This window comes from Pseudomonas sp. H3_A02 (assembly GCF_054671965.1).
Genome location: NZ_CP162807.1, coordinates 6,174,240 through 6,188,574, shown reverse-complemented (window position 1 = coordinate 6,188,574; position 14,335 = coordinate 6,174,240). Strand labels below are relative to the sequence as shown.

The window sequence follows — 14,335 nt, the reverse complement described above, 5'->3', positions numbered from 1 at the left end:
GCGAACGGTGGCTTGTCTCCCGGGCTTTTGTCCCGCCGTGTAACCTCAACTGGAGGTCGCCAACTCTCGGACCAGCCACTCGCCAGAAGCGAGCCGGAACCCTAGTCAGCCATTGCAAATTGTGGTGCCGCGAACCTGTGATGACTCCTGCACGGAGTTTGTTAAAGCGAGAGCCGTGCCAATTCCGGCAAAGGCCCGGGCCAGAGGGGGCAAGTGTTGGAAAGGGAGGACTAAGGGCGGATTTGTGCTTATTTGTGGTGCCCTCGCGCACCGGAAGAGGGCGACGAGGGACATGTTTCTAGTTGTTGCCAGGTCGCACCAGATTCCGATTTGGCTGTCTGAGTAGTTGTCAGTCACACAACGTTGACTGCCGCCCATCAGCGTCGCTGATGTGGCCCATCCGCGGTCCAGGAGGCCGCCATGTATCGACGACTGCTGCTCATTGCGTTTCTCGGTTTGACTCTTTCGGCCTGCGTGCCTTATTACGACGGAGATTCGAGCTACTACCGTTCCGAGGTCTACACCTCACCGGCACCGGTCTATTACGGTGGTGGGAGTTATTATTCGGCACCGCGTGGTTATTACGCCCCGCGGTACTACCAATCGGCGCCCCGCTATTACTCGGCACCGCGTTACTACCAGCAAGGCCCACGCTATTACTCGCCACCGCGAGCGGCGTATCGACCTTACCCACACCGGGGCGGCTGGGACGGCCATAACCGGGGCGGCTGGAATGACGACCGACGTGGTCGAGGCGGGCGTGATCATCGGGGACGCGGCGATCATGACCGTGGACGCGGCAATCACGATGGACGGGGCCACCACCGCTGATCTCTGGGCAGAAAAAAAGCGGCGCATTGAGCGCCGTTTTTTTATGCCTGTAATAAACCCGATAGGACAACGCTTGTGGGAGCAAAGCTTGCTCGCGATAGCGGTATGCCAGTCACCGGGAGGCTGACTGATACCCTGTCATCGCGAGCAAGCTTTGCTCCCACAGATGGCACTCTCCAGAATGTCACCCAGATCTTTACTCGTTGGACAGATCCGCCAATGGATGCCGGCCTTCCCAGGCCTTGTGAAAGTGCGCCTCGACCGCCGCTTCAGGCACATGGTTGATGTCCGGCCAGTGCCAGCGCGGTTTGTGATCCTTGTCGATCAATCGCGCCCGCACACCTTCGCTGAACTCCGGATGACGGCAGCAGTTGAGGCTCAGGGTGTATTCCATCCGGAACACACCAGCCAAAGACAAATGTCGGGCCCGGGCGATCTGTTCCCAGACCAGATGAGCGGTCAACGGTGAGCCTTCGGTCATGGTCTTGGCGGCGCGGGCGATCAGTGGATCAGGGTGATCCACCAGCAGGCTGAGGGCTTTCCAGGCGCAGCGCACATCGCTGACATCCAACCACTCATCGATTTTCGGCCGCCGCGGCAGCCATTGGGCTTCGGGCAGTTGGGCGATGGCTTCCTGCTGCAGAGCCTTGAGCAAGCTGTTGAGCTGCATCTCGGTCTGCTCCTGCCAGTTGAGCTGCAGCAGGCCTTCGATCAGGTCGTCTTGTTGTTCATCCAGCAAAAAACGGTCGGCCAGGCCCAGGTCGATGGCGTCCCGGGCATTCATATGGGCACCGGTCAGGCCAAGAAACAGCCCGAGCTTGCCGGGCAGGCGTGACAAGAACCAACTGGCGCCGACATCCGGGTACAGGCCGATGCTGATTTCCGGCATGGCCAGGCGGCTGCTGGGCGTGACGATGCGGGTACTGGCGCCTTGCAGCAGCCCCATGCCACCGCCCAGTACATAACCGTGGCCCCAGCACAGCAAGGGCTTGGGGTAGGTGTGCAGGTTGAAGTCCAAGCGGTATTCGGCCGCGAAGAATTGTGCCGCCAACGGCGGTACTTCGCCGGGATGAGCGCGACAGGCCTCCACCAGGCTGCGCACTTCACCGCCGGCGCAGAAGGCCTTGGCGCCATTGCCGCGCAACAGCACACAAACGACCTGCGGCTCCCTGGCCCAGGCATCGAGGCGATCACGCAAGGCGTTGATCATGGGCAGGGAAAGAGCGTTCAGGGATTTTTCGGCGTCCAGGGTGGCGATGCCGATACGGGCACCGTCGATGCCGGTGAGTTCTTCGAAGTGCAGATTCATCGTGACCTCGATCAGAAATTTGAATGTTCAGTATGACCGCTGCGTAGGAAAGTGCCGGTTCTGCGTCAGATCAATTGACAAGCCCTGTAGGCTTTCCTAGGGTGCGCCCATTGTTTTTACCGGATGCAACCATGACTGCTGACGACCGTATCAAACTCGAACCGAGCTGGAAGCAGGCACTGCGTGCCGAGTTCGACCAGCCCTACATGACGGAGTTGCGTGAGTTCCTGCGCAGTGAATACGCCGCCGGCAAGGAGATCTATCCGCCGGCTCCACTGATTTTCAACGCCCTCAATTCCACGCCGCTGGATAAGGTCAAGGTGGTGATTCTCGGCCAAGACCCGTACCACGGTCCAGGCCAGGCCCATGGCTTGTGCTTCTCGGTACAGCCGGGCGTGCCGACACCGCCGTCCCTGGTCAACATCTACAAGGAATTGAAGCGCGATTTGAACATCGATATCCCGAATCACGGCTACCTGCAGAGCTGGGCCGACCAGGGCGTATTGCTGCTCAACACGACCCTGACCGTGGAGCGCGCCAATGCCAACGCCCATGCCAAAAAAGGTTGGCAGCATTTTACTGACAGGATCATTGAAGTCGTCAGCGAACACCAGCCGCACTTGGTGTTCCTGTTGTGGGGCGCCCATGCCCAGAGCAAGCAGAAGCTGATCGATGCGACCAAGCATTTGGTGCTGACTTCGGTCCACCCGTCACCGCTGTCGGCCCACCGAGGTTTCATCGGCTGCGGGCATTTCAGCCGGACCAACAAGTTTCTCCAGCAGCAGGGCGAGACGCCGATCGAGTGGCGGTTGCCGCCGGTTTGATGCGCTAGTCGGGCTGGCCCCATCGCGAGCAAGCTCGCTCCCACATTGATCTTCAGTGGTTACCAGATTTTCATGCGCCGCAAATCCCCTGTGGGAGCGGGCTTGCTCGCGAAAGCGGTGGACCAGCGGCGGTGATGTTGAATGTGCCGGTGCCTTCGCGAGCAAGCTCGCTCCCATATTGATCTTCAGTGGCCACCCGATTTTTGTACGCCGCAAATCCCCTGTGGGAGCGAGCTTGCTCGCGATGAAGGCAACTCGGTTTAAGCGTTTGAACCCGGCCTGCGCGTCCAATACCTGAACAACGGCTCCGCCAGAAACAGCACGAACAGCAACCGCATCACCTGCAACGCCGTCACCAACGGCACCGACAGTTGCAGCGTCTCCGCCGTCAGGCTCATTTCCGCGATGCCGCCGGGCATCATGCCCAGGGTCAACGAACGCAGATCCAGATGGGTCAAGGTGCTCAAGCCTAGGGCTGCAAGCGTGGCAATCAGCATCGTCAACACCGTGCCAACCAACGTGCGGCCCATGAACGACGGTGCCCGACGAAAGAACTGCCGGTTGAAATGACAACCCAACCCGCTGCCGATCAGCCATTGGCCGATCTGGCTGGCGCCGTTCGGCAGGCCAATGTGCAGGTCCCAACCGATGCTGACCGCCGCACTCACCAGCAACGGCCCGAACAACCAGGGATTGGGTTGGCGCAAGCGCTCCCAGACCCAGGCGAGCAGGGCGCCCGCCGGAAACAGGAGCGCCAGCCACAGCCAGTCCACCGTCGTGGCGTGTTGCACCGGCGCACCTTCGCCCAACAGATACTTGAACGCCGCCGGCACGCACAGCACCACCACCAGCACCCGCAGGCTCTGACCCGCCGCGACACGGCTGAGGTCCGCGCCGTTGCGGGCACCGAGGTTGACCATTTCGCCGGAACCGCCCGGCATGCTCGAGAAAAACGCGGTAGCGCGGTCCTCGCCGGTGCGACGCATCAGCCAGACGCTCACTACGCTGGACACGCTGGTGATCAGCGCGCCGAAGAAAATCAGGCCGAAGTGGCTCAGGACCTGCTCCATCACCACGGGGGTGAAGTGCAGGCCGATGCCGATGCCCACCACCCATTGGCCGCATTTACGGCCGCCGGGGATTTCCATCAGTTGCCACGGCGTAAGACAGCGCACCAGGATGATCGCCAGCAACGAGCCGACCATCCAGGGCAAAGGCCAGCCGATCAGGCTGGCCAGGTAACCGCCGGCCAGGCCGACCAGCGGTGTTCCCCACCAATGTCTGAAGGTCGCCTCAGACATTGGCCAGGGCACGACGCTGAGCACTGCGACGACGCCAGATGCGCAGCAGAGGAAGGAGCAACATGATCGCCGTCAGGATCCAGCAGCCGAAGGTGATCGGGCTCGACCAGAGGATCTCCAGCGCACCGTTGGAGATCGACAGCGCACGCCGTAGGTTCTGCTCCATCAGCCCACCGAGGATGAAGCCCAGCAGCACAGGCGACAGCGGGAAGTCCAACTTGCGCAGGATGTAGCCGAAGATACCGATGCCGATCATCAGGAACAGGTCGAAGGTGGTGGCATGCACCGCATAGACACCGATCCCGGTGATGATCGCGATGACTGGCACCAATGCCCAGTTCGGCACCGCCAGGATGCGGGTGAAGACACGGATCATCGGAATGTTGAGGATCACCAGCATGATGTTGGCGACGAACAACGACGCGATCAGGCCCCAGACGATGTCCGGCTGTTGCTGGAACAGCAGGGGACCGGGAGTGATGTTGTACAGCGACAGCGCGCCGATCATTACCGCCGTGGTGCCCGAGCCGGGAACGCCGAGGGTCAGCATCGGTACGAGTGCGCCGCAGGCTGCGCCGCCGATGGCGGTTTCCGGCGCCGCGAGGCCACGCTTGTCGCCCTGGCCGAACGTGCCACTGGTGCCGGCGATGCGTTTTTCAGTCATGTAGGCCACGGCACTGGCCAGGGTTGCGCCCGCGCCAGGCAATACGCCCATGATGAAACCGAGCACGCCACAGCGGATGTTCACCCAGAACACCGAGGCCGCTTCCTTGATGTTGAACATCATCCGCCCGGTGGCTTCCACCGCTTCCTGGCCGCGATGGGTTTTCTCCAGCAGCAACAGGATTTCACTAATGGAGAACAAGCCCAGCACCAGCACGACGAACTGAATCCCGTCGGTCAGGTGGATGTTGTCACCGGTGAAGCGGTAGACGCCGCTGTTGGCATCGATCCCGACACTGGACAGGAACAGGCCGATCAGCGCCGCGATGAACGTCTTGAGCGGTCGGTCGCCGGCCATGCCGCCGAGACAGACAATGGCGAACACCATCAGGACGAAGTATTCCGCCGGCCCGAACGCAATCGCCCATTTGGCCAGCAGCGGTGCGAACAACACCATGCCGCAGGTGGCGATGAACGCGCCGATGAACGAACTCCACGCTGACAGCGACAACGCCACCCCGGCCAGGCCCTGACGGGCCATCGGGTAGCCGTCGAGGGTGGTCATCACGGTGGAGGCTTCACCGGGGATGTTGAGCAGGATCGAGCTGATGCGTCCGCCGTATTCGCAACCCAGGTACACCGCCGCCAGCAGAATCAGCGCCGATTCCGGCGGCAGCCCCAGCGCGAAGGCGATCGGGATCAGCAGCGCTACGCCGTTGATCGGGCCCAGGCCCGGCAGCAGGCCGACCACGGTGCCGATCAGGGTGCCGGTCAGTGCCGTGACGAGGTTGTAGGGGGTCAGTGCAACGCCAAAACCCTGGCCGAGATAATTCAGGGTATCCATATCAATTCTCCAGGACGTCGAGCAGGCCCAGGGGCAGCGGCACGTCCATCAGCTTGTCGAACAACAGATAAAGACCGATGGCCATCAGGCTGATGATCACCACGCTCGGTACCCAGCGACCGCCATACAGGCGCGCCATCGGCACACCGATCAGGATGCTGGCGACGATGAAGCCCAGGGGTTCGAAGGTCCCGGCGAAGACCAGCAACAGCACCACGCAAATGCCGATCTTCTGCAGGGTTTCGCGGTCCAGTTGCGGGTCGTCGTCGCTGTGCACGACGGGCGTAGGGCGAAACAGCATGTACAGCAGCGCCAGGCCCATCAGTCCCAGGATCAATAATGGAAAGGCGCGCGGGCCGACCGGTTCATAGGAAAAGGCGGCCTGATACGGCCAGGCCATCAGCGCCAGGCCGATACAAACCAGCAGCAGCACCGCGGCAAAAATACGTTGGATGGTGAGCATGACTAACTCCTGGGCGGCGCTGACAGTACCAGCGCCGCCGCGAGAACAGAGACGGTTACTGGATCAGGCCGAACTCTTTGGCCAGCACCTTGTAATCAGCCACTTGCTTCTTCACGTAGGTGTCCAGTTCCGGGCCGGTCATGGCGAACGGGAACAGCTCGCGCTGGTCACGCAGCTTGGCGAACTCTTCGGAAGCCAGCAGTTTGTCGAAGGCGTCTTTCCACCAGGCGTAGTCTTCATCGCTGACCTTCGGCCCGAGATAGAAGCCGCGAACCACCGGCCAGAGGATGTCGTAGCCTTGTTCACGGGCCGTCGGAATGTCTTTCATTTCCGGCTCGTCCAGGCGTTTATCGGAGAACACCGCCAACAGGCGCATGTCACCACTCTGGATGTGCGGCATGGAGTCGGAGATGTCGGTACTGCCCACTTGGATATGGCCACCGAGCAGGGCCGTGGCGATTTCACCGCCGCCTTCAAGCGCCACGTAGCGCAGTTTGCGCGGATCGATGCCTGCAGCCTTGGCGATCAACGCGGTTTGCATCCAGTCCTGGCTGCCCACGGTGCCACCGGAACCGATTACCACGGAGCCCGGATCTTTCTTCAGGGCCTGTACCAGGTCATCGAGATTCTTGTAGGGCGAGTCGCTCTTCACTGCAATGGCACCATAGCTGGTGCCAACGGCGGCCAGCCAGCGCACGGCGTTTTCATCGAAGCGGCCGAACTTGCCTTGGGCCAGATTCAACAACGAACCGCTGGACCAGGCCACCAGAGTGCCGGCATCGGCCGGGCGCTGTGCAACCACTGCGTTGTAGGCCACCGCGCCGACGCCGCCAGGCATGTACGTCACGCGCATGGGTTTGGTCAGCAGCTTCTGGTTGACCAGTGCGCTTTGCACCAGTTTGCATGTCAGGTCGAAACCGCCGCCCGGGGCGGCCGGGGCGATGCATTCGGGACGCTTGGGTTCTTTGGATGGATCAGCGGCGAGCAACTGCCCGGCGAACATCAGGCATCCGGCTGCCAAGGCTACTTTACGCAGTGATAGATTCATTATCGTCTCCACAGGAGTTGTTGTTGTGTGTGGTGAAATTTGTCGTTGACGGATTCCCGCCCCCGGTCATCGCTGATGATCGGCGCAGGTCGTTATCGGAATTGAATGCGTGGTGGCACCGCCCAGGGCGGTCTGATTGAAGCGAGAAGGGCGAGCAGGCGCTGGGGCCTGGAGCTGCATGGACGGCATGGTGAATACTCCGCTTTTATTTTTCTTATAGGGCGAAAACGCTTCGAGGCATTTTTCGTTCGCGATGGGGCGTCGCGGCGGGCAGTCGAAACTATCCGTAAAGGGACTCTAATGGCCCAACCTTTCGCTAACCTTTCAAAAGCTTTCAAAATGTTTTTTGCCTCCACAGCGACGGATGCGGCTGTAAACTCCGCGCCAAAGAATGGCGTCGACCATCCCTGAATCGAGGAATAACCCATGCGTGTTCTGCTCGTCGAAGACCATCTGCAGCTCGCCGAAAGCGTTGCCCAAGCGCTCAAGAGCACCGGTTTGACCGTGGACGTGCTGCACGACGGTGTCGCGGCCGACCTGGCCTTGAGCAGCGAGGAATACGCTGTGGCGGTGCTCGATGTCGGGCTGCCGCGCATGGACGGTTTCGAGGTGCTGGCGCGCCTGCGGGCGCGCGGCAAGACCTTGCCAGTGCTGATGTTGACCGCCCGCAGCGACGTCAAGGACCGCGTCCATGGCCTCAACCTCGGTGCCGACGATTACCTGGCCAAGCCATTCGAGCTCACTGAACTGGAGGCCCGGGTCAAGGCCCTATTGCGCCGTAGCGTACTGGGCGGTGAGCGCCAGCAGCGATGTGGTGGACTGGTCTATGACCTGGACACCCGCCGCTTCACCCTCGACGATGAATTGCTGACCCTGACATCCCGCGAGCAAGCCGTGCTGGAAGCGTTGATTGCCCGACCCGGACGGGTGATGAGCAAGGAACAACTGGCGGCCCAGGTGTTCGGCCTGGACGAAGAAGCCAGCCCCGACGCCATCGAAATCTACGTCCACCGCCTGCGCAAGAAACTCGACGGCCATGCGGTGGCGATCGTGACGTTCCGCGGCTTGGGCTACCTGCTGGAAAACCGCAATGCATAAGCCCGACAGCCTGCGCTGGCGGCTGCTTCGGAACTTGGCACTGCTGCTGGTGGTATTGATGCTTGCAAGCGGTTTGAGCGCCTATTGGAACGGTCGCGAGGCTGCCGACACTGCCTACGATCGGACCCTGCTGGCCTCGGCCCGGACCATCGCCGCGGGCTTGTCCCAGCGCGACGGTAGCCTCAGCGCGGATGTGCCCTACGTGGCCCTGGACACCTTTGCCTACGACAGCGCCGGACGCATTTATTACCAAGTCAATGACATCGACAAGAAGTTGATTTCCGGTTACGAAAACCTCCCCGGTCCGCCCCCGGGAACGCCACGCACGGACGATTACCCCGCCCTGGCGCGCTTCTACAACGCTCAATATCAGGGGCAGAACGTGCGGGTGGTAAGCCTGCTCAAGGCGGTGAGCGAGCCGAACATGAACGGCATGGCGGAAATTCGCGTGGCAGAGACCGAAGAGGCGCGGGTCAGCATGGCCCGCGGGCTGATGGCCGACACGCTGTTGCGCCTGGGCATGCTGGCCGTGGGCGCGCTGCTGTTGGTGTGGTTTGCGGTCAGTGCGGCGTTGCGCCCGTTGGAGCGCTTGCGCACGGCGGTGGAGGAGCGCCAGCCGGACGATCTGCGGCCGCTGCCGTTGGTGGAGGTGCAACACGAATTATGGCCGTTGGTGCGGGCCCTCAACCATTTCACCGAGCGTCTGCGCGGGCAGTTCGAACGCCAGGCGCAGTTCATTGCCGATGCCGCCCATGAACTGCGCACGCCCTTGGCCGCGCTCAAGGCGCGCCTGGAGCTGGGCTTGCGTGCCAGCGAGCCGGCGACCTGGCGTGAAACCCTGGAAACCGCGGCCCAGGGGACCGATCGATTGACTCACCTGGCCAACCAGTTGCTGTCCCTGGCGCGAGTGGAAAATGGTGCCCGGGCGATTGCCGAAGGCGGCGCGCAGTTGCTTGACCTCAGTCAGTTGGCCCGAGAGTTGGGCATGGCCATGGCCCCGCTGGCCCATGCCCGAGGCGTGGCGCTGGCCCTGGAAGCCGACGAGCCGGTATGGCTGCGGGGCGAGCCGACCTTGTTGAACGAGCTGTTGAGCAATCTGGTGGACAACGCCCTGGCCCATACCCCATCGGGCGGCAATGTGATCCTGCGGGTGTCTGCACCGGCCGTGCTGGAGGTCGAGGACGATGGGCCCGGCATTCCCTTGCATGAACGAGACCGGGTGTTCGAGCGGTTCTATCGACGCAACCAGCAAGTAGCCGGTTCGGGACTGGGGTTGGCGATCGTCGGCGAAATCTGCCGCGCTCATCTGGCGCAGATCACTTTGCACGACGGGGAGGTGCGCGGGTTGAAGGTGCGGGTGAGTTTTATTCCAGGCGCAGACTGATTCTGTGGGAGCAAGGCTTGCCCGCGATGATGGCGACACGGTCTTTATACGAGGCGCCTGTTTCGCGAGCCAGCTTTGCTCCCACAAATCCTGTTGCCACAGGTCGCAGATTCAGGCCTGACTACGAGTTCGTAGGTGTCCGACCTGCTTAATAGAACATCGACCGCGCTTCTTCAATATCCGCGCAGCGGGCCTTGTTCTCCGGGTCGATGCCCAGTTTCTTGAAGGCCGGGACGCTGAATACGTCAATCTTGCTCAGAGGATGGTCGGTGTCCTTGTAGCAATACAGCGCCGCGACCTGCACCAGGTCGACATAATCGATTTGCTTCGAGTCCCGGTTGAAATCCAGATACAACCCCGGCAGCTTCACCAACCGCTCCGGAAACTCCCAGACACTGAGTAACTTGTCTCCCAGTATCGGGTGAATCGTCTCGATGACGTGGTTGAGGCTGACCGGGTCCGACAGCAACTCATTGTTGTCCTGTGCATACGTGAGGATCGGCAGTACGCCGATCTGATGCACCAGCCCACCCAATGCGGCCTGGTCGGGCTTGAGTTGGGTGTAGCCACGACACAATGCATAGCTGACGCCGGCGATCTCCAGGCTTTTGCGCCAGACTTCGCGCATCTTCAGTTCCACCACTTCGGAGCGGGCGTGGAAAATCTGCTCCATTACCAGACCAATGGCCAGATTGCTGCTGTAGTTGACGCCCAGTCGAGTGATGGCTGTGTGCAGGTCAGTGACTTCCTGGGTGGCGCGCAGCAGCGGGCTGTTGACCACTTTTATCAGGCGTGCCGAGAGGGCCGTATCGCGGCCGATCACTTTGCTCAGGTTACTGACACTGATTTCCGGGTCTTCGGCGGCCCGGCGAATCTGCATGGCCACTTCCGGTAATGTTGGCAGAACCAAGTCATCGTTATCGATGGCCTGCACCAAATCCCGTTGGACCTTATCCGCCAAATCGCTCATTTCGGTTCTCTAGGGTGTTGCGACAAATGCTGCGATCAGCGCTGGATTTCGCGGTCGCGGTCCAGTTCGTAAGGCAGGTCCAACAATTGAAGGCGAGGGCCTTCCAAGGCACCGAGGTGCAAATTGTCGTCTTCTGCTGCTTCGGCCTGCAATACCGCCAGCAGTTCAATGTTTCCCTCGCCACGAGCGGCAATCACCACTTCGCCGATGGAACTGCCGTGCGTGGGGGAGAACAGCGCCGTGCCGGGTTCCGGCAGTTCGCTGGCGTCCAACCGTAGACGATACAGGCGGCGCTTGAGCTTGCCCAAGTATTGCATACGGGCAACGATTTCCTGCCCGGTGTAGCAGCCTTTCTTGAAACTGACGCCGCCGACGGCTTGCAGGTTGAGCATCTGTGGAATGAACAGTTCGCGGGTGGCCGGCATGACCTGGCCGATCCCGGCACGGATCTGGCCCAGCAGCCAGGGGTTCAGGTCTGCCTCGGCCAGTTCTGCGCCCAGGCGGGTCCGCAGTGCCTGTGCCTGTTCGGCGGGTGCCCACAACTCGGCGCGGTCGGGAGACACACGGATGGCGATCAAGGCTTCATGGCGCGCCACGCTGTCGGTGTCGCTCGGCAGTTCGAGGCCCAGGCCGGCCAAGGTCTTGTCGGCGTTTTCCAGGCCGAAGCGAACCCAGGCTGCGCTTTCGTCGGTGAGCTTGGATTTGGAGAACACAGCATATTTTTTCAGGTCCGCCAGTTGCGGTTCGAGCAGTTCGGTGGCCATGGCCATCAATACACCATCGCCTTGGAGCAGGATGCGGAAACTCGATTGCATCCGGCCTTTCTGCGTGCAGCGGGCGCCGAGGCTGGCTCGGCTGTCGTTCAGGTACTCGAGATTGCAAGTCAATTGGCCTTGCAGGAATTTGCTGGCATCCACGCCGCGGACCGCGAGGACGCCTTCGTGGGACAGGGTGCAGAAAAAAGCGAAATCAGCCATGGGTCATCGCAGGGTAAAAAGTCTGGTAGACATCATAAGGGGACGCCCTTGAAATGGGTAGTTCACAAAGGATCTGTGGTGCCTGACCAAAGCGGTCTGTTGCGCTGTGGCGAGGCCTGTATACTTGCGCTCTATTTGAGGAGCGCTCCATGGTCGAAGATGTTGAACTGAATCGCCTCTACTGGCACAGCCGCCGCGGCATGCTTGAGCTGGACGTATTGCTGGTGCCGTTCGTGAAAGAGGTCTATCCCCATCTCAATGAAGTGGACCGTGCGTGCTATGTCCGCCTGCTCGAATGTGAGGATCAGGACATGTTCGGCTGGTTCATGGAGCGCAGCGAATCCGAAGACCCTGAGTTGCAGCGCATGGTCCGGATGATCCTGGACCGTGTCCAACCCAAGTAATCGCTTCGAATGCCGCTGGCAGGCCTCCGGGCAGTTGCTGGCGGCCTACCTGCTGGCTCAGGTGTTCGCCCTGGGTTCGTTGTTCCTGTTGTCGGTACCGTCCTGGTGCGCAGCGCTGGGCGTCATCCTGTGCCTGGCCCATGGCGCCTGGGTAATCCCCCGACATGTAGTGCTGACCCATCGCCGGGCCTTTTGCGGGTTGCGTCGCAATGCCGCTGGCTGGCAGCTGTGGAGCCGGGGCGATGGCTGGCAGGCTGTGCAGCTACGCCCCGATAGCCTGGCGTTGCCGCTGATCATCGTGTTGCGTTTTCGCTTGCAGGGCGAGCGGCGGGTCCGCTCGCTGTGCGTGCCCCTCGACGCGCTGGCGCCGGATGTCCACCGGCGCCTGCGGGTGCGGCTCAGGTTCAGTCGCCGTAGGTGGGCGGCACCAGGATAGTGTCCAGTGCCTCGGGCAGCAGGTTCGGGTAGTCGAGGGTGTAATGCAGCCCCCGGCTTTCCTTGCGCTCCATGGCCGAGCGAATCATCAGTTCGGCCACCTGGGCCAGGTTGCGCAGCTCGATCAGGTCGCGGCTGACTTTATAGTTGCTGTAGAACTCATCGATCTCATCCAGCAGCAAGCGCACCCGGTGTTGTGCCCGTTGCAGGCGCTTGTTGGTGCGCACGATGCCCACGTAGTCCCACATGAAGCGCCGCAGTTCGTCCCAGTTGTGGGCGATGATCACGTCTTCGTCCGAGTCGGTGACCTGGCTGGCGTCCCACGAGGGCAGGGCGGCCGGAATGGCGATCTGTGGCAATTGCTCAAGGATGTCTGCCGCCGCCGAGCGGGCGTAGACGAAACATTCCAGCAGCGAGTTGCTGGCCATGCGGTTGGCGCCGTGCAGGCCGGTGAAGCTGGTTTCGCCAATGGCATACAGGCCCGGCACGTCGGTGCGGCCCTGTTGGTCGACCATTACGCCACCGCAGGTGTAGTGCGCCGCCGGCACCACCGGGATCGGTTGCTTGGTGATGTCGATGGAAAATTCCAGGCAGCGCTCGTACACCGTCGGGAAGTGGCTCTTGATGAACGCTTCTGGCTTGTGGCTGATGTCCAGGTAGACGCAATCGATACCCAGGCGCTTCATTTCATGGTCGATGGCCCGGGCGACGATGTCACGCGGCGCCAGTTCGGCGCGCGGATCGAAGCGCTGCATGAAACGTTCGCCGTTGGGGAGCTTCAAGTGAGCCCCTTCGCCACGCAGGGCCTCGGTCACCAGGAAGCTCTTGGCCAGCGGGTGATAGAGGCAGGTGGGGTGGAACTGGTTGAACTCCAGGTTCGCCACCCGGCAACCCGAACGCCAGGCCATGGCAATGCCGTCGCCGCAGGCGCCGTCTGGGTTGCTGGTATACAGGTAGACTTTCGCCGCGCCACCGGACGCCAGGATGACGAAGCGCGCGCCGTAGGTGTCGACTTCGCCGGTACCGCGATTGAGCACGTAGGCGCCGAGGCAGCGATCACCGTCCAGGCCCAGGCGTTTTTCGGTGATCAGGTCGACCGCGACGCGTTGTTCCAGCAATTCGATGTTCGGCCGTAGTCGCGCTTGGGCGAGCAGGGTCTTGAAGATTGCCGCACCTGTGGCGTCGGCCGCGTGGATGATGCGCCGATGGCTGTGGCCGCCTTCGCGGGTCAGGTGGAACTCGAAACCACCGTCTTCGGTGCCCGATTGTTCGTCACGGGTAAACGGCACGCCCTGGTCGATCAGCCACTGGATGGCTTCCTTGCTGTGTTCGACGGTGAAGCGCACCGCTTGCGGATTGCAAAGGCCTCCGCCGGCGTTGAGTGTATCGTCGACGTGGGATTCAATGGTGTCGGTATCGTCCAGCACAGCGGCGACGCCGCCCTGGGCCCAGAAGGTCGAGCCGTTGGCCAGGTCGCCCTTGCTCAGTACTGCGATGCGCAAATGCGCAGGCAAGGTTAGCGCCAGGCTCAATCCGGCGGCTCCGCTGCCGATTACCAGAACATCGTGTTGAAACAGTTGGCTCATTCGAATGGTTTCCGCTCAAGGCGACCCGGGTCGGGGTTGGCGCCAGACACCGCTTCAACGGGTCGGGCAGCCACGCAGCCCACTAGTATATAGAGGGGGGGATCGGCACAATAGCCGGGCATTCATGGCAATGTGAAACCAGCGTGACAGAAAAGCGACACACTTCGTCGGATCGCCGGTTTGGCTTTGAGTCGACAA

The 14,335-nt window shown here is 61.6% G+C and carries 14 protein-coding genes and 1 riboswitch; of the genes, 6 read left to right on the top strand and 8 right to left on the bottom strand.

Annotated elements, in window-relative coordinates:
- Positions 1-14: 14 nt before the first annotated feature.
- A riboswitch (guanidine-I (ykkC/yxkD leader) is annotated at positions 15-116 on the bottom strand.
- A gap of 304 nt (positions 117-420) precedes the next feature.
- Complete coding sequence (locus AB4N80_RS27155) at positions 421-831, top strand: hypothetical protein (protein ID WP_122566061.1); 411 nt, start codon at positions 421-423, stop codon at positions 829-831.
- A 196-nt stretch (positions 832-1,027) separates the two neighbouring features.
- Here AB4N80_RS27155 and AB4N80_RS27150 read toward each other — a convergent pair whose 3' ends face one another.
- Positions 1,028-2,140 carry an enoyl-CoA hydratase/isomerase family protein gene (locus AB4N80_RS27150; protein WP_072409938.1) on the bottom strand — a complete coding sequence of 371 codons (1,113 nt, stop codon included), beginning with the start codon at positions 2,138-2,140 and terminating at the stop codon, positions 1,028-1,030.
- Between the two features lie 131 nt (positions 2,141-2,271).
- On the opposite strand from AB4N80_RS27150, the gene ung reads away from it, so the two are divergent.
- On the top strand, positions 2,272-2,964 hold the full coding sequence (gene ung / locus AB4N80_RS27145; RefSeq protein WP_122566062.1) for a uracil-DNA glycosylase: 693 nt from the start codon (positions 2,272-2,274) through the stop codon (positions 2,962-2,964).
- A gap of 260 nt (positions 2,965-3,224) precedes the next feature.
- Here ung and AB4N80_RS27140 read toward each other — a convergent pair whose 3' ends face one another.
- Genes AB4N80_RS27140 through AB4N80_RS27125 form a run of 4 tightly spaced genes read right to left on the bottom strand, consistent with a single transcriptional unit; the run spans position 3,225 to position 7,283 of the window.
- The gene (locus AB4N80_RS27140; RefSeq protein ID WP_122566063.1) at positions 3,225-4,265 is read right to left on the bottom strand and encodes an AbrB family transcriptional regulator; all 1,041 of its coding nucleotides are present in this window, start codon (positions 4,263-4,265) and stop codon (positions 3,225-3,227) included.
- Positions 4,258-5,772, bottom strand: a complete 1,515-nt coding sequence (locus AB4N80_RS27135; RefSeq protein ID WP_305470119.1) for a tripartite tricarboxylate transporter permease — start codon at positions 5,770-5,772, stop codon at positions 4,258-4,260. Before AB4N80_RS27135 ends, AB4N80_RS27140 begins: the two co-directional genes overlap by 8 nt.
- A 1-nt stretch (position 5,773) precedes the next feature.
- Positions 5,774-6,235, bottom strand: a complete 462-nt coding sequence (locus AB4N80_RS27130) for a tripartite tricarboxylate transporter TctB family protein (RefSeq protein WP_122566065.1) — start codon at positions 6,233-6,235, stop codon at positions 5,774-5,776.
- Between the two features lie 55 nt (positions 6,236-6,290).
- The gene (locus tag AB4N80_RS27125) at positions 6,291-7,283 is read right to left on the bottom strand and encodes a Bug family tripartite tricarboxylate transporter substrate binding protein (protein ID WP_122566066.1); all 993 of its coding nucleotides are present in this window, start codon (positions 7,281-7,283) and stop codon (positions 6,291-6,293) included.
- Between the two features lie 426 nt (positions 7,284-7,709).
- On the opposite strand from AB4N80_RS27125, the gene AB4N80_RS27120 reads away from it, so the two are divergent.
- The gene (locus AB4N80_RS27120) at positions 7,710-8,381 is read left to right on the top strand and encodes a response regulator (protein WP_003198779.1); all 672 of its coding nucleotides are present in this window, start codon (positions 7,710-7,712) and stop codon (positions 8,379-8,381) included.
- Positions 8,374-9,765 carry a sensor histidine kinase gene (locus AB4N80_RS27115; RefSeq protein WP_122566067.1) on the top strand — a complete coding sequence of 464 codons (1,392 nt, stop codon included), beginning with the start codon at positions 8,374-8,376 and terminating at the stop codon, positions 9,763-9,765. The genes AB4N80_RS27120 and AB4N80_RS27115 overlap by 8 nt, the downstream gene beginning before the upstream one ends.
- Before the next feature lie 148 nt (positions 9,766-9,913).
- Here AB4N80_RS27115 and AB4N80_RS27110 read toward each other — a convergent pair whose 3' ends face one another.
- Both AB4N80_RS27110 and ygfZ read right to left on the bottom strand, forming a co-directional pair.
- Positions 9,914-10,735, bottom strand: a complete 822-nt coding sequence (locus AB4N80_RS27110; protein ID WP_122566068.1) for an HDOD domain-containing protein — start codon at positions 10,733-10,735, stop codon at positions 9,914-9,916.
- 35 nt (positions 10,736-10,770) lie between these two features.
- A complete protein-coding gene (gene ygfZ / locus AB4N80_RS27105) occupies positions 10,771-11,712 on the bottom strand; it encodes a CAF17-like 4Fe-4S cluster assembly/insertion protein YgfZ (RefSeq protein WP_122566069.1) in 942 nt (313 codons plus the stop codon).
- Between the two features lie 149 nt (positions 11,713-11,861).
- On the opposite strand from ygfZ, the gene AB4N80_RS27100 reads away from it, so the two are divergent.
- Together AB4N80_RS27100 and AB4N80_RS27095 are read left to right on the top strand one after the other, a co-directional pair.
- Complete coding sequence (locus AB4N80_RS27100) at positions 11,862-12,116, top strand: FAD assembly factor SdhE (RefSeq protein ID WP_003184348.1); 255 nt, start codon at positions 11,862-11,864, stop codon at positions 12,114-12,116.
- The gene (locus tag AB4N80_RS27095; RefSeq protein ID WP_354336240.1) at positions 12,100-12,552 is read left to right on the top strand and encodes a protein YgfX; all 453 of its coding nucleotides are present in this window, start codon (positions 12,100-12,102) and stop codon (positions 12,550-12,552) included. The genes AB4N80_RS27100 and AB4N80_RS27095 overlap by 17 nt, the downstream gene beginning before the upstream one ends.
- On the opposite strand, the gene nadB is transcribed toward AB4N80_RS27095, so the two are convergent.
- Positions 12,521-14,137, bottom strand: coding sequence for an L-aspartate oxidase (gene nadB / locus AB4N80_RS27090; protein WP_460079787.1), 1,617 nt, complete (start codon positions 14,135-14,137; stop codon positions 12,521-12,523). The genes AB4N80_RS27095 and nadB overlap by 32 nt on opposite strands.
- Between the last annotated feature and the right edge of the window lie 198 nt (positions 14,138-14,335).